Consider the following 24,974-nt stretch of genomic DNA (forward strand, 5'->3'; position numbering starts at 1 on the left):
CCGCCATGCAGACACCAACCCGCCGCATCCGCAACAACATCCTCATGCTCGTGGCTCTTGCCGTTTGCGTACTCCCCACTCAGGCGACCGCGCAACTCCGCCCCGGTTGGGAAGCTCTCCCCGCCGAGACCGTCTTCTGCGTACGCATGCCCGACACCAAAGGCTTCCTCGAACAACTCCGCGACACCACCGCCCTGGGCAAACGCATCCTCACCGAGGATCGCCTCAGCCAGGTCCGGAGCCTGATCACCGAGTCCGACGCCGAGTCCTGGGAAGAGTTCACCGACCAACTCGCCGAGTTCGGCTTCACCCCAGAAGACCTGATCGACCTCGCCACCAGCAACTGGGGCTTTGCCGTCATCGCCGAACCCCGACCGGATATGGCCCCACGCACCATCGGTGTCTTCTGGGCAGACCTCGATGACGAGATGATCGATCGCCTCTACACCGCCACCGACCGCGCCCTACAAAAGCGAATCGACGAAGGCGACGACAACGTCCCCACCCGAGTCGATCTCGAACTCGCTGGCGTCGAAGTCCGACAACTCACCGAAAACATCATGGGCATGGACCGTGAACTCGGATTCGAGATGCCCGACAACTTTGAACAGATGTCTCAGGAAGAAATCCAAGAACACTTTGAAGAGCAGCGTCGCCTCAACGAACAAGCCCAGCAGGTCACTGTTGACCAGACCCACACCCTCATCGCCCGCATGCCCGGCCGCCTCATCATGGCCATCGGCTTTCCCCAACTCGGCAACCGCGGCCGTGACCTCGCCAACAACAACGCCGCCGGGAACATCGACTGGGAAACCGAAACCGACCTCCAGACCCTCCACGCCGTCACCGCCCGCTTCCTCGCCGCTCAGACCCAAGGCGCCGCCGACCCCTTCCTCGCCCGCGTCCAAGCCACCCCCGCCATCGCCACCTTGGTCCCAGAGCAAGGCGCAGTCTTTGAGATCTACGCCGACCTCGCCCTGATCAACAACATCGTCCGCGAACAGATGATCGCTAACGAGAACCCCGAGAACGTCGACACCTTCAACACCGTCATGTCCACGCTCGGGCTCGACCGCATAGGCATGCTCGCCGGAGCCATCGCCCTCGACGGACAGGCCCTCCGGCAGAACTTCTTCCTCGGCATGCCCGAGCCCCGCACCGGGCTCCCCCAGACCTTCGCCGCCAACACACTCCCCCCCACGCCGCCAGGCTGGGTCCCTACTGATGTCGGCTACACCCAGCTCGCCTACGACCTCGGCCTCCTCTACGACCTGATCGTCGAAGTAGCCACGGCGACCGCGGGGCCCGAAGCTCGCCAGGGCGTCGATATGGCCAACGGAACCCTCTTCGGATTCATCCAGGCCGACATCCGCACCCTCCTCTCGAGCCTCGGCACCCGCCACAGCATCGTGCTCGCCAAGCACGAGCAGGTCATGGCCACCGACTACGAATACAACGAGCAGACCGACGACTGGGACGAGATCGAAGTCCCAGAGCAAGTCCAGCCCGTCGCCCTCGTCTGGGAAGTCACCGACGCCGACCTATGGCAACGCGTCATCAACGCCCTCGCCATGACCATCGTCCCTCAGTCCGATGGTGCGATCGAATCCATCGACCAGCAGGGCTTCTCCGGGCTCCGTTCCTCCGAAGAAGTCGGACCACCCATGGGACTCATGCTCGGCAACGGACGCCTCGTCCTCACCGTCGGCCCCACCATCCTCGATCGCCTCCTGACGCTCCTCAACAACCCGCCCGACAGCCGCTTCTCCATGGCCGGCTCCGTCCTCTATCAGGACGCCAGCCGCATCATCAACCTCCGCCCCGGCATGTCCATGTCCATCCAGGATGGCGGAGCCTCCACCATCGACCTCAAAAACTTCGCCCTCTGGGCCCTCGACAACGCAGACCTCGAAGACCCCTCACTCGCCGACAAAATCCGCAACCTCATCCCCTCCGATGAAGACCTCGCCGCAGCCTTTGGCGTCTCCGCAGGACAAATCACCTTCACCCCCGAAGGCATGCTGATCGAATCCGCCGCCGAACTCCCCAACGAATAAATCCAACTACCAACCATGACACCCACCGCCGCAGCCCTCACCGCCCTGCTGGTCGTCACCCTGCTGACGGCCTGTGCGACCATACCCAACACACCACCTCCAACCCCTCCGCCCACACTCGACCAGCGCTACGACCGCCTCCGCGCCTACATCGAACAACACCCCGATCGATACGCCCCAGGCGGGCTCGATATCCTCGACACCGCCTACCACGCGCTCAAAGATCAACACGCCGCCGGCCGAGGAACCCTCGTCGGCCTCGAAGACCTCTGGGCCCACTCGCTCCAGGAAGCCGTCTCCCTCTTCAAACAACCCGACCGCCTCTGGGGAAAGACCACCGCCGAAGAAACCGCCGACATGATCGGCCAGACCACCATCGGCCCCTGGCAGCTCACCGTCACCAACATCCGCAACATCTACGGCCCGCCCTATGGCGTCGATCCCTCCTGGACCAACGCCGAAATCTACGCCTTCTGCCGTGACCATCACGACATCCAGGCCAACATGATCATCGACTACATCCAACGCTCCTACGAGCAGTTCGGCCGCCGCTCACCCTATGCCATCCAACGCTACTTCTGGCTCGAACCCTTCGTCCGTGGTGAACTCGGCCAGGCCGATGACTGGGCCAAATCCCCCGTCGCCAAACCTCCCCCCGGCACGACATGGCAGGACCTCACCCCCGCCATGAAAGCCAACACCGGCTTCTACGCCAAACAAATCCTCATGGGTGCCCCCTACACCGACACCGGCCTCCTCTTCTGGCTCCACGTCACCGGCGACACCGATGGCCTCCTCGCCACCCTCCGCACCTGGCGCGATCAGACAAGAGTGATCATCAACGACCAACCCGCCAACGCCAACACCATCGAATCCCAAGGCGTCACCTACACCACAACCAACCAGCCCGGCCACTTCGCCGTCCAACCCGATGATGTCCGTTATTACGCCATCGACCCTTCCCGCCGCGACCCCATCCGCGCCCTGATCCAGCAGGTTCTCGACGAGACCACACCATGACACGACTGCTCATACTATTCCTTGTTCTCCTCACACTCCCCGCCTGCACCCGCCAGGTCACACCCGACCTGCTCGATCCAAGGTGGCAGATCGTCGAACAAGGCGTCGTCCGCGGTCAGACCGAGAAACGTGAGATCGCCCTCGTCTTCACAGGCGGACACCACGGCGAAGGCACCCCCTTCATCCTCGACACCCTCGCTGACAAAAAGGTCAAAGCCTCCTTCTTCCCTACCGGCGACTACCTCGCCATCCCCGAATATCAGCCCCACGTCCAACGCATGATCGCCGAAGGACACCTCGTCGGACCCCACGGCCACGCCCACCTCCTCCTCGCCCCGTGGGACAACCGCGATGAGTCCCTTGTCACCGAAGCCGAGTTCAAAAACGACCTCAAAAGGAACATCAACCAACTCCACGACCTCGGCGTACCCGACCGCTTCCCCACCTACTTCATCCCGCCCTACCAGTGGTACAACGCCCAGCACACCCAGTGGTCCGCCGACCTCGGCGTCCTCCTCTTCAACTTCACCCCAGGCTCCGGCTCCCACCGCGACTGGGCCCCCGAAGGACACCGCGCCTTTCGCCCCTCCACTCAGATCCTCACTGACATCTTCACCCACGAAACGAGCAACCCCGACGGCCTCGCCGGACACCTCCTCCTGCTCCACATGGGCTCGCAGCGCCAGGACAAGTTCCACCGCCTCCTCCCCAACCTCATCGACGAACTCCACCGCCGCGGCTACCAACTCGTCCGCGTCGATGAACTTCTTTACATCCCCCCTCGCTGACTCATCTCACCCCGCTGCCCCAATCACCTCCAGCAGCCGCTCGCCATACCGCTCCAGCTTCGTCGCACCGATCCCGTGCACATGCCCCAACTCGGTTAGCGACCCCGGCCTCGCTTTCGCCAGCGCCACCAGCGTCGCGTCGTGCAGGATCACATAAGGCGGAACCGCCTGCTCCCTTGCCAAAACCAACCTCGCCTCCCGCAACCGCTCGAACAACGCCTGATCCTTATCACCCTCCAACACCTTCGCCCCCGCACCCCCGCGATCCCGCCGCTCACCCCGAGCACGCTTCTTCCGCTCAGGCTCAGGCCGCAGCGGAATCTCCACCTCACCCCGCATGACCGCTCGCGACGACTCGGTCAGCACCAACGACCCATACTCGCCGTCCACCGTCAACCACCCCCCCGACACCAACTGCCGCACCACACCCATCCACGACGCCTTGCTCCGATCCTTCCCCACACCATACGTGCTGACCGCATCATGCCCGTTCCGCTCGATCCGCTCGTCCTTCGCACCCACCAGCACGTCCGCGATGTACCCCGCCCCGTACCGCTGCCCCGTCCGGTAGACACAACTCAGCGCCTTCTGCGCCAGCTCCGTCGCCTCCGGCTGCTCGATCAGCGTCTGCGGATTCAGGCAGTTATCGCAGTTCCCGCAACGCTCCTCCGGATCATCCCCGAAATACCGCAAGAGCACCCGCCGCCGGCACGCCACCGTCTCGGCATAGCCCAACAGCGACTCGAGCTTCTGCCGCTCGATCCGTTTCTGCTCCAGCCCCGCTTCCGACCCATCAATCATCCCGCGAAGCTGCACCACGTCCGACAGCCCATAAGCCATCCACACCTCGCTCGGCAGCCCGTCCCGCCCCGCGCGCCCCGTCTCTTGGTAGTACGCCTCCATGCTCTTGGGCAGGTCCAGGTGCGCAACAAATCGCACGTTCGGCTTGTCGATCCCCATCCCGAACGCGATCGTCGCCACGATGATCACGCCTTCATCCCGCAAAAAACGCGCCTGATGCTCCGACCGCACCGCCCCATCAAGACCCGCGTGATACGCCAGCGCCCGATACCCCTTCTCCCTCAGCCACGCCGCCGTCTCATCCACCTTCCGCCGGCTCAGGCAGTAAACGATCCCCGCATCGTTCCGACCAAACCGCCCAAGAAACTCAAGCAACTGCTGCCGCGCCGACGTCCGCAAGGTCACGTGGTACCGGAGATTCGGCCGATCAAACCCGCTGACAAACCGCTGCGCCCCCTCCAACCCCAGACACGCCACAATGTCACCACGTGTCCGCTCATCCGCCGTCGCCGTGAGCGCCAGCCGGGGCACATCCGGGAACCGCTCGCCCAGCACCCCCAACTGCTGATACTCCGGCCGGAAATCATGACCCCACTGACTCACACAGTGAGCCTCATCAATCGCGAACAGCGCCACCCGCACCCGCCCCAGCAGGTCCATCAACCGCCCGCTCAGCAGTCGCTCCGGCGCCACATAGAGCAGGTCCAGCTTCCCATCCACCAGGTCGTGCTCGACCTCCAGCGCCTCGCCCCACTCAAGGCTACTGTTCAAGTACGCCGCCTTCACCCCCGCCTGCCGCAGCGCCGCCACCTGATCCTGCATCAGCGCAATCAACGGCGACACCACCACCCCAACCCCCGACCGCAGCATCGCCGGTATCTGATAACAAAGACTCTTCCCACCCCCCGTCGGCATCAGCACCAACGCACTCGCCCCGCCCACCACCGCATCGATCACCTCCGCCTGATGTCCACGAAACAACGCGTACCCGAACACCCGCTCGAGTACCTCCAGCGCCGTCCCTGACTCGTTCGCAAGCTCCGTCTCACGCATCCCTGCACTCTAAGCGATCCGCAGTGCCTCAGACGATCGATCGCCGACGAATCATCAGCCAGGCAGCGGACAAGACCGCCACCCCCGCTGGCTCCGGCACATTCGACGACTCCCCGAACTGGCTCGCCAGCAGGCTCAGGTCGATCAGGTCCACCACCGCATCCGCGTTGAAATCACCCGAACCCCAATCCCCGGGTCCACCAAAACTCGACGCCAGCAGGCTTAGGTCCACCAGGTCCACCGTCCCATCCCGGTTGGCATCCCCCTCCAGCAGCCCGATCACGTCCACGATCCGCCGAATCTTCCCGTCCTGCTTGTTCAGCACATAGACCTCGCCACGGCTGTCCATCCCGAACCGTAGATCGGTCCGCCCCGCAAAGGCATTGGTATCCCGAATGATGTCGCGCAACGACCGATCCACGCCCTCGCCCTCAAGCTGAAGCGTCAACTCCATAAAGGGCGACAACAACCCGCCGTTGAGCGACGCGAGATCAGAAAAATCATCCCGCTGCACCAGGTCATCCACGTCCACACCAAACACATACCCCCGATTCCCGCCAAACTCCCCGAACAGATACATCCCCGTCAGCTCGGGAACCTCCGTGCCCCGGTAGGTGTACCCGCCGGTCACCGCCCACGACCCACCCGGACCGTCATTCTCAGGATCATGGTCGTACTGCGCCACCGGATAAGTAAACGCATCCGATGGATGATTCGCCGGAAGCGCCCCCGGCACGTTGCTCCCGTTGATGGTGTACGTCCCCTCGCGCCCATCCCAGCCGTAGTTCCCACCCGCTTCGATCAGGTTGATCTCCTCGATGTTCGCCTGGCCGATGTCCGCCACCAGAAACTTCCCCGTCACCTGATCGATCGAGAACTTGTGCGGGTTACGATGCCCATACGAATAGATCAGGTTCCGCGCCGTGCTCGGATCATCACTCACCCGCAGCGGATTGTTCCCCGGCACACCGAATGGATCACTCCCGTTCTGGAGCGGGTCGATCCGCAGTACCGAGCCCAGCGGCTGGTTGATGTTCTGCGCCACATTGCTCGGGTCGTTCGCCCCGCCGCCATCGCCCATCATGATGTAAAGGTTCCCGTAGTCATCATCCCCCGGCTGGGCGATGGGGCTAAACCCGATCTGCCCCACGTTGTGATCAAACCGCGGCTGACCCACCAGCAGCACCTCCCGATACGACGACGTGTTGACGGTCCCGTTGGCGTTGAGCGTCCACTCGCCGATGTACGAATCGTGATGCACGCTCCCTGGGGCCCCGTAGATCACCGGGTCCACACCCGACCCGAAGTTGATCCCCGTGAACGCGTTGCGGCTGTGCGAGGTGTAGAACTTCCGGTACCCGTCCGTCCCAGGCGTATCGAAGTCCGGATGGAAAGCCATCCCCCGCAACCCCTCCTGCGACCCGGTCCGGAACCCCGCAGGGATCGCCGTGCTCAGGTTCAGAAACAGACTCGGGCTCGGGCTCGCCGCCCACGGATCGAGCCGATAGATCAGGCCGTTCTGATCCAGCACGAACGCGTCATCCGACCCGGGCGCAAAGGTCAACTCCTCCAACCGGGGATACGTCCCGAGGCTGTTGGGGATCGTCACCACCTCCTCCAGTACCACCTTCCAAGGCGTCTGCGGGATCGTCGCCGTGATCGGGTTCGTCTGCCCCCAGGCCGTCCCGGCCAGGAGCAGGCCAAAGGCCATCATCTTCGGAAAATCAAACACTGGCACCACGTTTCTCCTCGGAGTCTTTCGTCCCGAATCGTCCCCAAAAACAACGCTGAAGCCTACCCGCGCCACCACCCTAAGGCTACGACAATCCCAGGTCTCTTGGTATCAAGCTCCAGCCCTGGCTAATACAACCATCCCCTGGCCTGTTCACTATTTTTCCTGCGGTAGGCTTCTGCCGCTGCATCTCCGCCAACGAGCCCTAAACACCTCATTTATACGGATTTATCCGTGCAACAACCATATGGCCAGGGGTCTCACCCACGGCTGGCAAGCCATCTTCTGACACCGAACCTTCGATTTCCTGTCACACGCCGACCAAAACGACGATAAGATACGTAGCTTGCGTGGCTTCCCGTCACGCTCGGGCCCGGCACATCGCCGGTGAGCCCAAACCCCAAGCGTTCCGACCGGTTGCGCCGCGGCGTGTTGCCGCTTCCCGATGTCGTAGCGCAACCTGTAGGAAATCTATGCTTTTCAACGACATGTCCCTCGCCAAGCCTGTTCTGCGCGCTGTCGCCGATCAGGGCTACACCACCGCCACCCCGATCCAGGCCGAGTCGATCCCGCCGATCCTGGAAGGCCGCGACCTGCTGGGTTGCGCCCAGACCGGTACCGGCAAGACCGCCGCGTTCGCGCTGCCGATCCTCGATCGGCTGTCGCAGAGCAAGGCGGCTGATCGCCGCCCGCGTTGTCTGGTGCTCTGCCCGACCCGCGAGCTGGCTGGCCAGATCGCCGAGAGCTTCCGCGACTACGGCCGCCACCTCAAACTCCGCCACGCTCTGGTCTTTGGCGGGGTCGGCCAGTACAGCCAGGTCCGCGCCCTGCGGGCGGGCATCGACATCCTCATCGCGACGCCCGGTCGACTCCTGGACCTGATGAATCAGGGCCACGTCGATCTGAGTGCGGTGACCACGCTCGTGCTCGATGAGGCCGACCGGATGCTGGACATGGGCTTCCTGCCTGATATCAGGCGGGTGACCGCAGCCATTCCCAAGCAGCGACAGACGCTGCTGTTCTCCGCGACCATGCCCGGGCCGATCCGCACGCTGGCGCACGACCTGCTCAAGGACCCGGTCAGTGTCGAGATCGTCCCGCAGGCCACGACCGTCGAGCGGATCGAACAGGGCGTCTACTTCGTCGATCAGCCCCACAAGATCAAGCTGCTCACGCACCTGCTCGGCAAGCTGCCGATCCAGCGGGCCATCGTCTTTACGCGTACCAAGCACGGCGCGGACAAGGTGGTCAAGCTCCTGAGCATGTCCAACATCCACTCCGCGGCGATCCACGGCAACAAGAGCCAGAACGCCCGCGAGCGAGCACTGGCGATCTTCAAGAAGGGCAAGATCAACGTGCTGGTCGCGACCGACATCGCGTCGCGCGGAATCGACGTCGACGGCGTGTCTCATGTGTTTAACTTCGACCTGACCAACGAGCCGGAGAGCTATGTGCACCGGATCGGCCGTACGGCGCGGGCGGGGGCGTCGGGTATTGCGGTGTCGTTCTGCAATCCGGAGGAGCGCGGGCTGCTGCGGGCGATTGAGCGCACGATCCGGCTGGACATCCCGCGACTCGAGGATCAGCCATCGGACATCCCGGCGAGTGTGGCGCCGATGCGAGGCGGCGGGAACACGCGGCCAGCCCGGCGGGGCCCCAAGCCTCAGCACGCGAACGCTGGCGGGGGTGGCGGGCGACGGGGCAAGCGGCCTGCAAGTCGAGGTGGATCAGGGGGTAACGGCCAATCCCGCGGCGGCGGCGAAGGCAACGGCGGCCCGCGGGGCACGCGGCGGCGACGGAAGATTTGAGCGATTGGGCGGTTGCGTTAAGATTCCCGGATCGCCATCGTAGCTCAGTTGGTAGAGCAGAGCTTTCGTAAAGCTCAGGTCGCTGGTTCGAGTCCAGTCGATGGCTTCCCCCCCCCCCCCCCCGCAGTCTGAACTGTTGTGTGGACAACGGTTTAGAGAGGTGATGGAGTCTCCCGCCGATTGCTGAGAACGACATGTAAGGGGTGGTTCGCCACCATAGCTCAGTTGGTAGAGCAGCGGTTTTGTAAACCGCAGGTCGTCGGTTCGAGTCCGACTGGTGGCTTTTTAGAGGGTTTGAGGGGTGCTGGAAGTGTGGTTTTTTGTGCGCACGGGGGCCTTGGCGTGTGGTGGTCGTCAATCAAACGTGACCGATGGGGGTTGGGATGCGGTTGATTGTGCGCGCGCTGGTGCTTGGGTTGCTAGCGCGAGTTTCGCAGGGTTACAGGAGTTGGGTCAGTGGCGGGGTCGGTCGATGGATGGTTGTTTCTCGTGCTTTTGATGCCAAGCGGTCGTGATCATTTTTCGTAGGAGGAGGAGCCAATAAGCTGTGGGTACTCGCGTAACCAGCACAAAGGAGATATGGATATGGCACGCATGATGAAGCTGGTGTTGATGGGGCTTGTATTGGGGCTGACCGGGGTGTCGCGAGCGGAGGCGGGTTTGTTGCTGCCAGCGGTACAGAAGGCTCGCGAGGCGGCGAGCACGAGTTATCCGGTTCTGATCGACGATGCGGGGGTGGGGGCTGTTCCGGCAAGTTCGACCTTGCTGATGAGTGTGTTGGTTGAGCCGGCGTTGGGTTTTTCACTGCTGAGCTTGAGTTCGATCTTCGACTCGGGGCCTGCGGCTGACTTTGACGAGTCCACGGGTGTGTTGTCGCTTGAGGTGGCGTTCCCACAGGGTGGCGTGTTTTCTGGTGGGCTGTTGGAGGCGGCGGTGCTGAGTGTGGATGTGGAGGAGACGACGACGTTGAGGGCGATATCCGCAGTGTTGCGGACGGCGACGGGTGGTGAGACGGCCCTCACGCTGGGTGAGCCGGGACGGATTGTGGTGCCGGAGCCGACGGGGTTGGTTGTGTTGGGCGGCGGGCTGTTGTGTGGGTTGCGTCGGCGTCCGTCGGTGTGATGTGGCTGGCAGTGTTTGGGCGCTGAGTGTTGTTTATTTTTGCGTGAGGCTATGGGCTGGGTCTTTGGAAGGCGATTGAAGGGAGTTGTTGTGATGAGTGTCAGGGCGGGTGGTTGTGAGCGGGGCGTGTGGTCGGCGGTGTTTGGGTGTGTGGTGGCGATGGGCGTGGGTGTTGAGGCGACGCCGTTGACGGTGGTGAATCCTGGGTTTGAGGACATCGGGGGTGAGTCGGTGGTGAATGAGTTTACGTTTGGTCCGTTGAATGGCTGGGGGCTGTATGACCCGGAAGGGATCACGGGGGGCGGGGCTGGCGGGACGTATTTCATCGGGACGCTGCGGCCGTTTGAGCCTGATCCGGTGGGTGAGCCTGGGGTTTATGCTTTTTTTGATGAGGGTGCGATCGAGGGCGAGCGGGTGGGGATTGCGTTCAACTTTGCGGGGAGTGGCGGGGAGGGTGCGTATGGTTTGGAGCAGACGCTGGTGGATGAGCTGGAGGCGCTGCGGCGGTATCGGCTGACGGTGGAGATCGGGAACATCGGTTCGGGGACGTCGCTGGGTGGCGGGTTTTTCCCGCTGGATGGTTTTCCGGGGTATCGGGTGGATCTGCTGGCGGGAGGTGTGGTGGTGGCTTCTGATGTGAACACGCTGGCGGGGAGCATTCCTGATGGTGGGTGGGGAACGAGTTCGTTGGTGTTTACGAGCGGGTCGAGTGTTTTTCTTGAGGGTGAGGAGCGGATCGGGCAGAGTCTGGGGATCCGGCTGGTGAATCTGAATGAGGTGGATGCGTCGTTTCCGGGGAGCGATCTGGAGGTTGATTTTGACGATGTGCGGCTGGAGGTGTTGCTGGCGGCGGATTTCAATGGTGATCTGACGGTGGATCTGATTGATCTGTCGGTTCTGGCGACGAACTTTGATACGGGGGCGGGTCGGTTGTTTGCTGAGGGCGATGCGAACGGTGATGGTTTGGTGGATCTGATCGATCTGTCGGTGTTGGCTACGTTGTTTGGCCAGAGTGATGTCGTGTTGCTGCCGGAGCCTGGTGTGGTGGGGTTGATGGTTGGGTTGGGTGTGTTGGTTGGGCGGCGAGGGTCGGTGACCAGGTGAGTATGGGTGTTGGTGCATGATTTTGCAGGAGTTGGTGGAGGCTTCGCATTTGGCGTGGTGAAAGTTACTGGTGTCGGGTGAGCCGCCGTTGGGGACGGTGATTTTTTTGCTCGAGGTGGTGGGTCTGGTCGAGGACGGGGTGGCAGCCGAGGGCTTCGCAAAGGATGAGGGGGTCGGCGCGTGGTTGTCGGAGGGCAACGGTGTTGAGGTTCTGGGTGTCGGGTATGCTGGGGATTTGATCCGTGAGGAGTTGTAATGGCGGAGCACTGGTCGGGTTCTGAGCGGTCGCGGGGTGTGGTGTCGCTGACGTATGACGATGGGTTGACGCATCATTGTGAGGTGGTGGGGCCGATGCTGGCGGAGCGGGGGTTTGCGGGGACGTTTTATGTGCCGGTGTTGTCGGACCTGCTGGAGCGGCCGGAGGCGTGGGCTGCGCTGGCGGAGGCGGGACATGAGCTGGGGAACCACACGATCTTTCATCCGTGTCGGAAGGAAGGCGGGCTCAAGGACCTGCCGTGGCTGGATGATGGGCGGGACCTGCGGCGGTACACGGTGGAGCGGTGGGCTGAGGAGGTGCGGGTGGCGAACGGGGTGCTGCGGCTGCTGGATGGTCGTGATTCGAGGAGCTACGGGAACACGTGCCATCACGAGACCGTTGGCTTCGCTGACGCCGAGGGTGTTGGCGGCGAGGTTTCTCTCAAGCCGGTGATGCGTGAGTATTTTTCGGCGGCGCGGGGTCCGCGGCGGGAGCGGATTCTTCGGCCGGATGTTGAGGGGGGTTGTGACCTGTCGTCGCTGGGGTGTTTCAAGGGGGATGACCGGGATTTCGAGGGCATGAAGGCGGAGATTGACGAGGCGGTGGCGTGTGGCGGGTGGATCATCTACTGCATGCACGGTGTCGGACCGGCGGAGCACAACCTGCACATCGATGTGGGGGTGCACGAGCGGGTGCTGGACTATCTGGTTGAGCTGGGGGATGCGGTGTGGGTGACTTCGGTTGATGAGGTGGCGCGCGGGCTGCGCCCGCGAGAGAGTTGAAAGTAGAGAGTAGAGAGGAGAGGGAGGTGGCTCAGGGGTTGTGGGTGTTGGCCAGCGAGCCCATCGGGTCCCAAGGCGGCAGGACGGTGGGTTCGGTGTCGAGGGCTTTGAGGAGTTGTGGGGTGAGGTAGCGTTTGTGGGCGGCGATCTCGAACATGTACTGGTCGAACCAGTTGTCGTTCATGAGGAAGAAGCCTTTGCGGCCGAGTTCGTCGCCCCAGGAGTTTTCGACGCGCCATCGGCGGGGGGTTTCTTCGCCGTCGTGAGTGATGACATCGACGCCTGTGAAGAGCATGGCGTGGGTCATCAGCGACTGGTGGTGCTGGAGTCTCCCGGCTTTGTCGAGGGTGTACTTGGTGTCGTAGACCTCTTCGTAGTTGAAGAGTTTGGCGTCCCAGAGCCCGAGGTTGCGCTGCATCATGGGCCCGACATCGCAGCCCATCCAGACGGGTTCGCCGTCGAGGATGGTGTTCATGGCGATTTTTTTGAGCGTGTTGGTATCGACGTTGAGGTAGATGGTTTGTGACCCGCCTTCGACGTTGCCAAGGTACTCGACGGTGTAGGTCTGGTTGTAGGGCGAGGAGGGTCTGGGGTCGTTGACGAGGCAGACGTAGTCGTCGAGGTTCTGGTCGACGTAGCGCTGGGCGAACTGCTGGGGAGTGAGTCGGCCGTCGCGGTGGAACTTGCGGTCTTTGTCGTTCCACTGCCAGTCGAAGGAGGTGGGGGGTGTGCCGAGGTGGATGGCGAGGATGTTGTAGACGTCTTCGAGGGCTTTGAGTTTGAGGTTCTGGAGGTCATCGAGTGAGGCGTCGCGGGCGGCGGCGGCGCGGAGGGTGGCGGCGGCTTCGCGGAGTTTGTGGCGGACGTTGCCGTTCATGCGTGGCGTGGAGGACGAGGAGCTTGTCTCGGGCATGACGGCTTTGGGGACGAGGCCGTGCTTGCGGACGACGTTGACGAACATGTTCCACTGCCCGCCATCGTCAAAGGGTCGGGCGAGGAGGTAGGCGACGTGTCGGTCGCCCAGGGGTCGGTCGGCGGTGTCGATGATGCGTTGGAGGACGTAGTTGGCGCGTTCGAGTTTGTCCCAGAAGAAGGTGTAGTTCTGGGAGAACTCGAACTCGCGGAGGTTCATCTTGTTCATCGCGCCGACGCGAAGGAGGTTCAGTCCGGCGAAGAGCCAGCAGCGGCCGGATTGTTTCTGGGCGGTGACGGCCCAGTCGTCGAGAACGTGGGAGAAGGTGAAGTCGGTGTTGGTGAGGATGCGGCGGTCGAGGGCGACCTCGTCGATGGGCTGCTGGCAGACGGCGTTCTGCATGAGTCGGGCGGTGGGCGAGGCGTCGAAGCGGGACTGCCAGCCGGTGATGAGGTCGGTGGTGAGGGTGCCGGAAGCGGAGGAGGTGGTTTCGGGGCGGGAGGGGGTCATGGTCATGGCAGTTTGGCTCTTTAAGACGATTTACGGGTTCATCACACGGTAGCCCGGTTACGGTCAAATCGCTAGGCCTGCCAGCCAACTGCGATCATACACATCGTCAGGGTGTGCCTTTGCCAGTTTTTTAAGGTCTGGCTTTAGCCGTTGCACGGACCCGAGGTCTCAGCCTCACGACCCGGTAAGACGGGCAACATTCAGGAAGAGCCAGCACAGCAGGGCACCGGCCGCGACGGAGCCGAGGGCGGTCAGGGCGATGACGTGTCGATGTTTGAACTGGGCAATGCTCTCGCGCAGCGTGTAGCGATAGACCGAGACCTTTTGGTCGCTGCGGTAGGCCAACAGATCGTCGCAGAACTCGTTCATCGACTGATACCGATCGTCAGGGTCTTTCTGCAGTGCCTTGTAGCAGATGGCGTTTAGGACTTTCGGAATATGCTCGTCCGGAGCGACCTTGATCGGCTGGGGGGTTGGACGCTCGAGGATCATCTCCAGCACTTCGTCGATCTTGCTGCCGAAGACCAGGTTTTCACGGGTCAGGATCTCGAAGAGGACGCTACCCATGTTGTAGATGTCGGTGCGCTCGTCGATTGTCGCTTTGCCTTCGGCTTGTTCGGGCGACATATAGAGCGGGGTGCCGTAGCGTCGGCCGGGCTGCGTCAACTCCATGCGAACCGCCTCTTTTCCCTGGGGCACTTCCACGCTGGCCAAGCTCTCCAGGTCTTTCACTTCTTCGCCATGGACCTTGGCGAGCCCCCAGTCGAGCACGGTCACTTCGCCAAAGGCGCCAACCAGGATGTTGGCTGGCTTGATATCACGATGGATGATGCCGCTGCTGTGGGCGAAGCTGAGAGTCTGGCAGGCCTGGATCATGATGTCGATGAGTCGTGAGAGGGGGAAGTCTGCCTCCATCTTGCGGTCACGCGCCGCCAGACCTTTCAGAATCAAGGAGAGGTCCTGGCCTTCGAGTTTCTTCATCGTGAAGTACACCGCGCCGCTGCGGTCTCGGCCAACTTCGTAGAGTGGCACGGTGCCTGGATGGGAGATCAAGGCCGTGACGCGGGCTTCGCGCAGGAAACGTGCGTTTTCCATATCCGAATCGGCGAGGTGATCGTGGAGCTTTTTGTAAACCACGACGCGGTTGAGGTTGCGATCCAGACAGGTCTGGAGTTCCGCGGTGCCGCCCTCGGTCAGGGGCTCAAAATCGGTGTACTTCAGCGAGCCACTTTTCCAGTGCTGCGGAAACAGCTCGTCAGTGGTCTCTTGATTAATCTGCCTGGTCGTGGAACTCGGCCTATCTGACGCGGCCTGCGCATCGTCGTCCGGAGGCCGTTTCGATGAGGATGTTTCCGAGTTGGCCATCAGTCCATTCTAGAGCGATTCGTGTCAACACGAGTCCTTTCTACAACGATCCGCGTGATCCCGCTCACACCAGTACAGGTCCCACAGGCTGCAGGCCCGTGACAAGCAGGGCATGAGACCCCACAAAGATGCAAAAAACAACCCCGGCGGCTGCCGGGGTTGTTGAGTCTTTCGTCAGTCGTCAATAGTCGTTAATGGCGATGTGTCCGGGCTTAGACGCCCAGCTTGTCACACGCGGTCTTGACGGTCTTGATGATCGCGGCGGCGACCTTGTACGGGTCGGCCTGGGAGTTGGGGCGACGGTCTTCGAGCCTGCCCTTGTAGCCCGCTTCGACGGTACCGATGGGGATACGGATTGAAGCGCCTCGGTCGGACACGCCGTAGGAGAACTTATCGATGGACTGGGTCTCGTGCAGGCCGGTCAAGCGCTGGTCGTTGTCGGCGCCGTAGACAGCGATGTGAGCCTTGATGCGGTCTTGCGTGCCGAAGGCTTGGCAGATTTTGTCGAAGACCTCCTTCTTGCCGGCGGTCCGCATGACCTCGTTGGAGAAGTTGGCGTGCATACCCGAGCCGTTCCAGTCGCCTTTGACGGGCTTGCAGTGCCAACTGATCGCCAGGTTGTATTTCTCGCCGCACCGCTCGAGCAGGTAGCGGCCGATCCACATCTCGTCGCCGGCCTGAGCGGCCCCCTTGGCAAAGCCTTGGAACTCCCACTGACCCGCCATCACCTCGCCGTTGATGCCTTCGACGTTGAGGCCGGCTTCGAGGCACATGTCCAGGTGTTCATCGACCAGTTGGCGGCCGAAGGCATTCTGGGCACCGACCGAGCAGTAGTACGGTCCTTGGGGGCGCGGGTAGCCACCCGGGGGGAAGCCGATGGGCAGACCGGTGTCCGGGTCCATGAGCGTGTATTCCTGCTCGAATCCGAACCAGAAATCGTTGTCATCGTCGTCGATCAGTGCCCTGCCGTTGGATTCATGCGGCGTGCCGTCGGGGTTGAGCACCTCGGTCATGACGAGGTAGCCGTTCTGACGGTCGGGGTCGGGGCAGACAAAGACGGGCTTGAGCAGGCAGTCGGAGCTGCCGCCCTCGGCCTGTTGGGTCGAGGAACCATCGAAGGACCACATCGGGCAGTCCTCCAGCTTCCCGCTGAAATCTTTGACGACCTGCGTCTTGCTGCGAAGGCCTTGAGTCGGCTTGTAGCCGTCCAGCCAGATGTATTCCAGTTTCGATTTACTCATAGTCGTTTCACTCTCCTTAAAAAGATAAAAAGATTACGATGGGTCATTTTTCGTTTCTTCTGTGACCCATGGGCAGGGCTCAGTTGCTGAGTGTCTAGCCACACCCCTGGCACAGGTTTGGGGCCTAAGACACGTGCCAAATTGAGGTGAGCTCGAGTTCATAACGTAGTTGTAGCCGAAATCTGCGGACTGTGCCTAGAGAGACTGCCTAATTTCGATGCATTTTCTTGATCTTTACGGCCCTGCTGCGCACAAAGTAAGCATTGCGCTAACCCAGTGTGTATTTATAGCAGTATAACACGCTCTATGCCAAACAATTCAGCGGCACATGGTCCGATATGCTCGTGCCCGCGGTCACTGTCCCCACATCTCAATCATCACGAGTGATGTCTGGTTGGTGACCCTATGACCTAGCGGGAGATCAGCGAGCGGCGCTCCAAGACAAAGCCTGCGGTTGGGCCGAGGACGGGGGCAGCGCAGCCAGGGTTTCCCAGCAAGATCGCGGTCAAAGACAAACTCTGGAGGCCGAGAGGGGACCTACGAGCTCATCGTTGTTGAGGTGGGGAGGACAGGAGGCGTGGATCGGGAGAATCAGGCGACCGCTTCGGCGAGCTGGAGTTCTTCGATCGCGACGGACATGCGGACGAGTTCGGCGAGGCTGGTGGCGTGCATCTTCTGCATCACGTGGGCGCGATGGACCTCGACGGTCTTCTGAGACAGGCCGAGTTCGGTGGCGATCTGCTTGTTAAGCATCCCGCGCACGACCATCTTCATCACCGTGGACTCACGGGGCGTCAGGGAATCAAGCCGCTCACAGATCGAGCGGATCTGGATATCTTCGGATTGCTGACGCTCACAGGCCTCCAGAGTCTGGTGCACACGCGAGAGCAGGACTTCGCGTGGGAACGGTTTCTCGACGAAGTCGATCGCCCCGGCTTTCATCGAGCGGACAGCGTCGGTCACGTCGGCGTGGCCGGAGATCATGATGACCTTGAGCGTCGCCTCGGACTCGGCGAGTTTCTCCATGAGATCGACGCCTGACATCCCCGGCAAGCGAACATCGAGCAGGACGCAGCCGGTGGTCTCGAGGGTCAGGGACTCTAGAAACGTATCGGCGTCGGGGTAGAGCAGGACGGTAAGACCTTCTGATTCGAGCAACCAACGCAGCGAGTCACGAACAGCGGGGTCATCGTCGATAACGTGCACGGGAATCGAGTTGCGGTCTGGAAGTTGCATGGTGATCACTCCTACCCCGTATTCGGACGAACCTCACCCCTGAGGTCATCTAACAGTTTAATCGATTCTGTCCCCATCGAAAAGCCTAAAACGACTTAAACGGTCAGATCGTCAGATGGGGTCACGGGGAGTTCGATGATCATCTCAAGGCCAGAAGGCATCCGGCGGTGGGCGGAGAGGCAGCCACGCTGGGCCTCGATGATGCGCTTGGCGATGGCCAGACCGATGCCCATGCCCTCTTTTTTCGTCGTGTAGAACGGCTCGAAAATGCGGATGAGGTCATCTGCGGGGACGCCCGGGCCCCAGTCGCGGACACGGACCTGGACCCAGTTGTGATTGCTAGAGACAGTGGTCCGAAGACGGATTTGGCGGTTCTCGGGGGCAACGTCGCTGGAGGCATCCAGGGCGTTGTGAACCACATTAAACAGGACCTGCTTAAAAAGGATGGGATCGCCTCGCGTGGTAAGGAGATGGTCGGCAGGATCAAAATCAATCCGAATCTGACGCGAACGCGCCGTAAACTCCGTCAGACTCAGGGTCTCCGAGACCAGCTCATTGATGTTGAGGGGCACAACCTGCGCCTGGCGCTTACGGAAGAACTCGCGAAGCTGGCGGATGACGTTGCCCGCTCGTTCGGCCTGCGCCGCCACCTCACGCAGGGGTACAGCGAGTTCTTCGATGCTGGCGTCGCCTTTTTCCATGCGTTTGAGGACCGCCGAGGCGTAGTTCGAGATCGCGGCGAGGGGCTGGTTGAGCTCGTGGGCGAGCGCGGTGGCGGTCTCGCCCAGAACCGAGATTCTTGAGACGTGGGCGAGCTCTTCGCGGTGCTCGGTGAGTTGCTGTTCGGCAGCGTGCCGGCTGTCGATCTCGTGGCGGAGTTCTGTGTTGAGCTGCTGGAGTTCCTGGGTTCTGTGGGCGATGCGAGCCTCGAGTTCGGCGTTTTCCTGCTCGAGAAGGTCCTGAGCAGCGCGTATTTCGGCCATGTCCTCGATCACAATGAGGCAACCGGTGAGTGAGGTGGTCGCATCAGTTTCAGGGATTAGTCTGATTCGGACGGTCCGGGGCTTGGCATCGGCGGGCAGGGGAAGCGTCGCTTCGTGCTCGACCGTGTGCCCCTCGTGGACCTGCGGGCAGCCCTGCTTGAGGATGTGGTAGGCCTCGTCGCCGAAGAGGTCGCGGATGGACTGGCCGATGATCTGCGAGGCGGGCTGGCCGAGCCAGCGGGAGGCCCGGTTGTTCGCGAACCGGCAGGTCTCATCCGGCAGCGAGATGAACAAAATAGCCCAGGGCAGGGCGTCGACAATGTGATGCGGCGGATGGCCCAAGCTAGCCTGATCGGGAGTCGATGAACGCTTTCCCATAGACACGAAGTCTGGCAGGCTTCGGGGCATGAGGCAAATGGTAGTTGGGCGGCGATTTGACAAAGGCGTGCCGTCGGGGATGCTGTCGGCGGCTGGGCCAATGGGTCTGGCGTGTTGGGCCGCTGGCGTGAAGGCGTTCGTGGCTAATTGAGGTGGGCTGTCCGACTCGCGGCCGGACTGGCTCTGATCACTACCGGCCGCGTGGGCTTGTCCATGATTCCTCACGAACCCCAGCGTCGCCCTCAGATGGGCTTCTTGTATCTACCCCCCTACCGGGTCCAGGGCTTGTCGGTCGCCGGTGAAGAGACGGTCGTCCAGGTCCCCGAACTCGATGTCTGTTTTGACATCGGGTTGTGTCCCCGGCCCGCGCTGAGTGCGAATCACGTCGCGCTGTCGCACGGCCACATGGATCACGCCGCCGCGTTGACCTACTACCTGTCCCAGCGGCATTTCCAGGGCATGGGAACCGGCACGGTGCTCTGCCATCCCGAGATGGAAGCCCCGATTCGTGGCCTGATGGACGCCTGGGTGTCGGTGGAGAACCAGAAGACGCCTTACAACCTCGTGCCGATGGAGGCCGAGGCCGAATACAAGATCAAGAACGATCACTACCTCCGTGCGTTCAAGACCAGCCACACCGTGCCGTCGCTCGGGTTCGTGGTGGTCGAGAGGCGGAGCAAGCTCAAGCCCGAATACAACGGCCTGCCGCAGGCGAAGCTGGTCGAACTCAAGCAGAAGGGCGAGGAGATCACACGAACGCTGGAGATCCCGCTGGTGGCTTATCTCGGCGACACCGCCTGGGGTGAGCACTTCGAGCGCCCCGATGTGCTCCAGAGCAAAATCCTGATTACCGAGTGCACCTTCCTCGAACGCGATGACCACGCCCGGGCCAAAGTGGGCAAGCACCTGCACCTGAATAACATCGTTGAGCTGCTGAAGGTGGCTGCGTCGCCTTATGTCGTGCTGACGCACCTTTCCCGGCGAACGAACATGGGCGCGGCACGGAAGGTGATCGATCAGGCGATCCCCGAGCAGGATCGCGAGCGATTGTTCGTGCTGATGGATCACCGAAGCAATCGACGCCGGTACGAGGAGCAGCAGGCGGCGGTGGCAGCGGACACGACCGAGGGGTCGGGCGAGGCGTCATGAGCGCCGTGGTCGCTGCGGAGGGCGAGGCTCACGAGGACCGAGCCCAAGCGCTGTCGCAGTGGCTACAAGAACGGGGCGCAAGGCTTCCAGAAGGCATGAGGCTGTCGCTGAGTGATGACGGGTTGTCGCTTCGGGATGGCGACGACCGACGGGTCCGGGCAGACTGGGAATCGATCGATATCCGTTCTGGAGCCGGGCGAAGTCAGCGGGCACCGGTTTATCGCGCGATCGCTTCCAAGAGCACCCGGCTCGCAGGGCTCCGGGTGCTCGACGCCACGGCGGGTTGGGGTGAGGACGCGCTGTTGCTGCTGGCCACAGGCTGCGTGGTCACCGCCATCGAGCGCGACCCGGTCATCGCCCTCCTGCTGGCCGATACCGCGAGGCGAGCCGAGGCCGCTGGCCTGATCGAGGAATTAAGTCAGCGCTTAACCGTCTTGTGGGGGGAGAGCGCATCTTGGTTGCAAGGCGGACCCGCTGAGGTGCTCTACGGGCAGGAGGTGGACCCCTCAGCGGCATGGGATGCGGCGATGTTCGACCCGATGTTTGCCGCAGAACGCAAGGCCGCAGAGCGCCAGGCGATGCGCAGCCTGCGAGCAATCGTCAGCGAGATAGCTAAGCCGGCGAACGATGATTCGGAGGTCCTGCGTGCATTGCTGGAGTCGGGAATCCGGCGTGTCGCTGTCAAGCGATCGAGAAAAGCCCCCGCGATCCCACACCTGCCATCGACCGATGGCGTGCATCACGTGATCGAGGGCAAGGGGTTCCGGTTCGATGTCTATCTGAGGGTATGACAGCAAAGAACCCAGGATGTTGATCCTGGGTTCTTCGTGTTGCTGTTTCACACCAAGGTTCAGGCGTGGATCACGTCTTTTTCGGGCAAGGGCTCGGAGGGCTGGCGTCCCAGCAGCAAGAACTGGGCCGCGATCGCGATCGACGAGTAGGTCCCGACAATCACGCCGATGAGCATCGCAAAACCGAAGCCGTGGACGGCGTCGCCGCCGAAGTAATAGAGGATGTAGACCGCCAGGAACGTCGTGAACGAGGTCAGGATCGTTCGCGAGATCGTCTGGTTGATGGAGTGGTTGATCATGGCTTTGGTGACATAGGGCAGCCGTCCGCGGGTTTCACGGATGCGGTCGAAGACCACGATGGTGTCGTTGAGCGAGTAACCAACGAGGGTGAGCATCGCCGCGATCATCGCCGGGTTGATCTTGAAATCCATTAACGCCGCCCAGGACCACTCGGGCTTGTTGTAGAGCCAGCCCGCAGTGGCGACGATACCGAGCGTGATCGTCACATCATGGACAAGCGCCATGATCGCGGCCGGGCCATAACGCAGCGCAGGGAAGTACCAGGTGACGATACCCAGCACGATCGCTGGCGGTGCGATCGCAATGGCCATGAGGATCCAGAAGCCCTCGCCCCGGACGCCGATGCCGAAGTATTGCCCGACAACCAGCTGGGCGAGACCGCCCGCGAACGTGGCCAACGCGAGCACCGCGGTCGCAGCCAGACCCTTGTCGAACCCGGCAAAACGAATCCAGATGTACGCAACGATGCCAACCAGCGCCAACAGCACAGCGGCAATCGCGTTGTTCCGCAGGTACGTCGCGATCTGACTGGAGAAGTTACTCACCGAGGAAAGCGAGGTGTCACGGCGCAGCGCATCGACCACCAGTTCCCACTCGGTCGCGGCCAGGCCGTTGTTGTCCACCAGCGAAGCGGGGTCCTCCGCGTAGTTGGTCGTGGCATCACTGGTGACGACGGCAACCGAACGGTAAAGCGGATCGCCTGACTCGGTCGAGTCATCGGCAAGGTCCAGCGGGATGACCGTAAACGCGCGGTAGCCAAGCTGCTCGTAGGCAGGCTGCCGTCGCATGCGATCGATACGGCGCTCAAGGTCCTCGATCGTCGCGGCAGGCCGCAGGTCGTTGAGCACGATGGCCACCCCGCCGAGGTAGTCCGACACGTCAGCAGTGATCTCGGGCTGCCCGATGTTCTCACCCAGCGTGGTCACATCGCCGCTGGAGTCGGTGATGGCGTACACGGGTGCAAGACCGACATCGGTGATGTCCGCCCTGTCGAAGGTGATCGGCCGCGTCGTGTCGAGCACGTCGGCAAACACCGCTTTCACCGCAGCGGAGACGGCGTCAGGGTCAGTAATGAGCGCCGAAACAGAGAAGCCCGACGCCTGGGTGCCCTCGATATCGCCTTCGGGAACCACTGAAGCACCGAGCAGTCGAGTCAGGTCAGCCGGCTCGCCGGGGGCATCGGCCTGCAAGCCAGCGGCAATCGATTCTTCGTAGTCAGCCATCTGCGCGGCGATCCGAGCCGCGGATTCCTGCTCGATATCGAGCACCGTCTGGTAGAGCGCACGGTCCTCAGCCGTCAGCGTGTTGGGATCAAAACCCTCAGCCTCCATGCTGCGTGCCATCTCGCCAAGCGCCTCGACGCGCATACGCGCCTCGGCATTCTCCATCTTGGCTTCATCAGCGAGCACAAAGCTGACCTGCGTGCCGGCCCGGAACTCGATGTCGAGCAGGTCTTCACCCCGCTCGTTGACCATCCACACGCCCCAGACCATCAGGAACGCCGAGATCGGCAGAACGATCCACCGAAGCCCGATCCAGTCGAGCTTAGGCGACAGCACCTTCCGGATCGGCGGGAACACCGTCGACATCATCGGCAGCGAGCGAACAAACTGCAGATACGTCTCGATGATCACACGGGCCGCAAACAGCGACGAGAACAGCGTCGCGATGATGCCGATCCCCAGCGTGTAAGCAAAACCCTTGATGTCCGACGTCGCCGTCGCGCCCAGAATCACGCACACCAGCAGCGTCGTCAGGTTGGCGTCGAGAATCGACGAGAAGGCCTTCTCATAACCATTGCGCACCGCCACCAGCAGGTCTCGACGCTTATCCTGGAGTTCCTCGCGGATACGCTCGAAGATCAGCACGTTGGCGTCCACCGCCATACCGATGGTCAGGATGATGCCCGCGATACCCGGAAGCGTAAACGTCGCCCCAAGCAGTGCCATCACACCGAGGATGATGCAAATGTTCATCATCAACGCGAGCACCGTCACGATGCCCGGAACGAGGTAGTAGAACAGCACGAAAAACGAGACAACAATCAGCGAGAGCTGCGCCGCGTTGGTGCCCTTGGCGATGTTGTCGGCCCCGACCGCCGAGCCCGTCGTCTTGATCGAGACCGGATACTCCGAGAGCTGCCCTTCGAGGGAGCCCGCCTTGAGCGTCCGTAGCAGGTAAGTGAGCTCGTCCTGCGAGAAGCCCCCCTGCCCGCCAGAGATCATCCCCTGCGAGCCGATCCGGGAGTTGAGCGTCGGTGCCGAGATCACCCGACCATCCAGCACAATCGCCATTGGCTTGCCGACATTCGGGGCGGTGATCTGCGCGAGGATCTGCCCGCCATAGTCGTTGAGCGTGAACGAAACCGCAGGCTGCCCGACTTCATCCTGCGTCGGGCTGGCCGAGTTCATCCGCCAACCCTCGATATCGTGAGCCAGTGCCTTGTCGCGGGTGTTCGCCAGGAGGATGTAAAGCGACCCGGCGTACTCGGTCATCACGACCTCGGGGCCAGCGTCGAACTCCTCGGGATCATCAACCGGGAACCAGCGGAACGGGCGATCGGCCCCGGCCCGAGGCCCGCGCTCACGCATCTGCTCAAGGTATTCCTCAGCGTTTACCTCATCAGCAAACGGCGCAATCCGAAACTCAAGCACGCCCGAGCCGCGGAGCAGAGCGATCAGGTCGTTGGGGTCATCAAGCGGACCCTTGACCCGGTCGTAGGCGTTCCATGCGTCGATCAGATCCTGCAGATCAGCCGCACGATCCGGGTGGGCGGCGATCAGCTCAGCCCCGGCCTCTTCACGAGGTGTCGAGGTGTTGGGTTCGTTGGTGGTGTTGGGCTGCGAGAGAACCCGCTCGACCTCGTGCGGCTCGATGTTGGCTTCGAGCACAGCCGAACGAGCCGCTTCCCGCTGCATCCGGGCTTCGAGGTACTGCTCGGTCACCTCGATCATCCGAGGAAACAGCTCATCCACAAGAGCCTGAGCCTGCTCGATCCCCGTCGTGCCAGGCGGCATCGAGTCAAGCCGGGTCTGCGCCTCGTTGTACGCACGCTCCGCCGCCTCGGCCTCGGGTCGCAGGGCGACAAACAGGTCGTGGGTCGCCGCGAACGTCTCGAGCTTCTCACGATACGAGTCGTCCCCAGCCGCCAGCGCATTGATCTCACGCTCACGACTCGAAGGGCTGAGCCGCGCGATGGCATCCAGCCGACGCGGGTCAACATTGCGTTCGAGCACCTGCGACCGCAGGGCATAGAATGCTTCACGACGATTGCGCGTCTCAGGACTGGCCAGTGCCATCTGAATCTCGACACGATTACCAGCGATCCGACGCCACACGAGGTTGCGCGTGCCCGTCGGGTCGATCCGGTCACGGAGCACGTCAATCGTGTTGTCGATGATCTCCCCGGGATCGCGTCCCGAAGGCACATCAACGGTATAGACCAGCGTGGTCCCGCCGGCCAAGTCAAGACCGGGCTTGAGCTTCTCCTCCGGCGGCCAGAACGAGGCGAAGCTGATCCCGAGGACCAGGAAGATGACGATCCATTTCCAGACAGGGACGTTCATAGACGGTGCATTCCGGTGG

18 protein-coding genes and 2 tRNA genes are annotated in these 24,974 nt (G+C 62.3%); 12 read left to right on the forward strand and 8 right to left on the reverse strand.

Going from position 1 to position 24,974, the window contains the following annotated elements:
- Nucleotides 1-5 precede the first annotated feature (5 nt).
- From RIG82_00170 to RIG82_00180, 3 genes are read left to right on the forward strand one after another with little or no spacing between them, the layout of a single operon-like run.
- The gene (locus RIG82_00170) at nt 6-2,057 is read left to right on the forward strand and encodes a hypothetical protein (protein ID MEQ9459355.1); all 2,052 of its coding nucleotides are present in this window, start codon (nt 6-8) and stop codon (nt 2,055-2,057) included.
- Between the two features lie 15 nt (nt 2,058-2,072).
- A complete protein-coding gene (locus RIG82_00175; protein ID MEQ9459356.1) occupies nt 2,073-3,077 on the forward strand; it encodes a hypothetical protein in 1,005 nt (334 codons plus the stop codon).
- Nucleotides 3,074-3,865 (forward strand): polysaccharide deacetylase family protein, encoded by a 792-nt coding sequence (locus RIG82_00180; protein ID MEQ9459357.1) that lies wholly within the window; start codon nt 3,074-3,076, stop codon nt 3,863-3,865. The genes RIG82_00175 and RIG82_00180 overlap by 4 nt, the downstream gene beginning before the upstream one ends.
- Before the next feature lie 6 nt (nt 3,866-3,871).
- On the opposite strand, the gene recQ is transcribed toward RIG82_00180, so the two are convergent.
- Both recQ and RIG82_00190 read right to left on the reverse strand, forming a co-directional pair.
- Nucleotides 3,872-5,719 (reverse strand): DNA helicase RecQ, encoded by a 1,848-nt coding sequence (recQ, locus tag RIG82_00185; GenBank protein ID MEQ9459358.1) that lies wholly within the window; start codon nt 5,717-5,719, stop codon nt 3,872-3,874.
- 28 nt (nt 5,720-5,747) lie between these two features.
- Nucleotides 5,748-7,457, reverse strand: coding sequence for a PQQ-dependent sugar dehydrogenase (locus RIG82_00190; protein MEQ9459359.1), 1,710 nt, complete (start codon nt 7,455-7,457; stop codon nt 5,748-5,750).
- A 482-nt stretch (nt 7,458-7,939) separates the two neighbouring features.
- On the opposite strand from RIG82_00190, the gene RIG82_00195 reads away from it, so the two are divergent.
- From RIG82_00195 to RIG82_00225, 7 genes are all read left to right on the forward strand, one after another.
- Complete coding sequence (locus RIG82_00195; protein MEQ9459360.1) at nt 7,940-9,259, forward strand: DEAD/DEAH box helicase; 1,320 nt, start codon at nt 7,940-7,942, stop codon at nt 9,257-9,259.
- 33 nt (nt 9,260-9,292) lie between these two features.
- Nucleotides 9,293-9,365, forward strand: a tRNA-Thr gene (locus RIG82_00200).
- A gap of 104 nt (nt 9,366-9,469) precedes the next feature.
- Nucleotides 9,470-9,542 (forward strand) — tRNA-Thr (locus RIG82_00205).
- 302 nt (nt 9,543-9,844) lie between these two features.
- Nucleotides 9,845-10,381: a hypothetical protein gene (locus RIG82_00210; GenBank protein MEQ9459361.1), complete on the forward strand. Its 537-nt coding sequence runs from the start codon at nt 9,845-9,847 to the stop codon at nt 10,379-10,381.
- A 93-nt stretch (nt 10,382-10,474) separates the two neighbouring features.
- Nucleotides 10,475-11,485 (forward strand): hypothetical protein, encoded by a 1,011-nt coding sequence (locus tag RIG82_00215; GenBank protein ID MEQ9459362.1) that lies wholly within the window; start codon nt 10,475-10,477, stop codon nt 11,483-11,485.
- Between the two features lie 97 nt (nt 11,486-11,582).
- Nucleotides 11,583-11,741: a hypothetical protein gene (locus RIG82_00220; GenBank protein ID MEQ9459363.1), complete on the forward strand. Its 159-nt coding sequence runs from the start codon at nt 11,583-11,585 to the stop codon at nt 11,739-11,741.
- Nucleotides 11,741-12,523, forward strand: coding sequence for a polysaccharide deacetylase family protein (locus tag RIG82_00225; GenBank protein MEQ9459364.1), 783 nt, complete (start codon nt 11,741-11,743; stop codon nt 12,521-12,523). Before RIG82_00220 ends, RIG82_00225 begins: the two co-directional genes overlap by 1 nt.
- 31 nt (nt 12,524-12,554) lie before the next feature.
- Here the strand turns inward: RIG82_00225 and RIG82_00230 are convergent, their stop codons facing one another.
- From RIG82_00230 to RIG82_00250, 5 genes are all read right to left on the reverse strand, one after another.
- Entirely contained in the window at nt 12,555-13,952 is a 1,398-nt protein-coding gene (locus RIG82_00230; GenBank protein MEQ9459365.1) for a C1 family peptidase, read from the reverse strand.
- Nucleotides 13,953-14,120: 168 nt separating this feature from the next.
- Nucleotides 14,121-15,311, reverse strand: a complete 1,191-nt coding sequence (locus RIG82_00235; GenBank protein ID MEQ9459366.1) for a serine/threonine-protein kinase — start codon at nt 15,309-15,311, stop codon at nt 14,121-14,123.
- A gap of 212 nt (nt 15,312-15,523) precedes the next feature.
- Nucleotides 15,524-16,552, reverse strand: coding sequence for a glutamine synthetase beta-grasp domain-containing protein (locus RIG82_00240; protein ID MEQ9459367.1), 1,029 nt, complete (start codon nt 16,550-16,552; stop codon nt 15,524-15,526).
- Between the two features lie 591 nt (nt 16,553-17,143).
- Nucleotides 17,144-17,788, reverse strand: a complete 645-nt coding sequence (locus tag RIG82_00245; GenBank protein ID MEQ9459368.1) for a response regulator — start codon at nt 17,786-17,788, stop codon at nt 17,144-17,146.
- 95 nt (nt 17,789-17,883) lie between these two features.
- A complete protein-coding gene (locus RIG82_00250; protein ID MEQ9459369.1) occupies nt 17,884-19,149 on the reverse strand; it encodes an ATP-binding protein in 1,266 nt (421 codons plus the stop codon).
- Between the two features lie 213 nt (nt 19,150-19,362).
- Between RIG82_00250 and RIG82_00255 the strand changes: the two genes are divergently transcribed.
- Nucleotides 19,363-20,298: an MBL fold metallo-hydrolase gene (locus tag RIG82_00255; GenBank protein MEQ9459370.1), complete on the forward strand. Its 936-nt coding sequence runs from the start codon at nt 19,363-19,365 to the stop codon at nt 20,296-20,298.
- Nucleotides 20,295-21,089 carry a class I SAM-dependent methyltransferase gene (locus RIG82_00260; protein ID MEQ9459371.1) on the forward strand — a complete coding sequence of 265 codons (795 nt, stop codon included), beginning with the start codon at nt 20,295-20,297 and terminating at the stop codon, nt 21,087-21,089. Before RIG82_00255 ends, RIG82_00260 begins: the two co-directional genes overlap by 4 nt.
- Before the next feature lie 59 nt (nt 21,090-21,148).
- On the opposite strand, the gene secD is transcribed toward RIG82_00260, so the two are convergent.
- Nucleotides 21,149-24,955: a protein translocase subunit SecD gene (gene secD, locus RIG82_00265; protein ID MEQ9459372.1), complete on the reverse strand. Its 3,807-nt coding sequence runs from the start codon at nt 24,953-24,955 to the stop codon at nt 21,149-21,151.
- Nucleotides 24,956-24,974 lie beyond the last annotated feature (19 nt).

Source organism: Phycisphaeraceae bacterium, assembly GCA_040222855.1.
GTDB lineage: Bacteria > Planctomycetota > Phycisphaerae > Phycisphaerales > Phycisphaeraceae > Mucisphaera.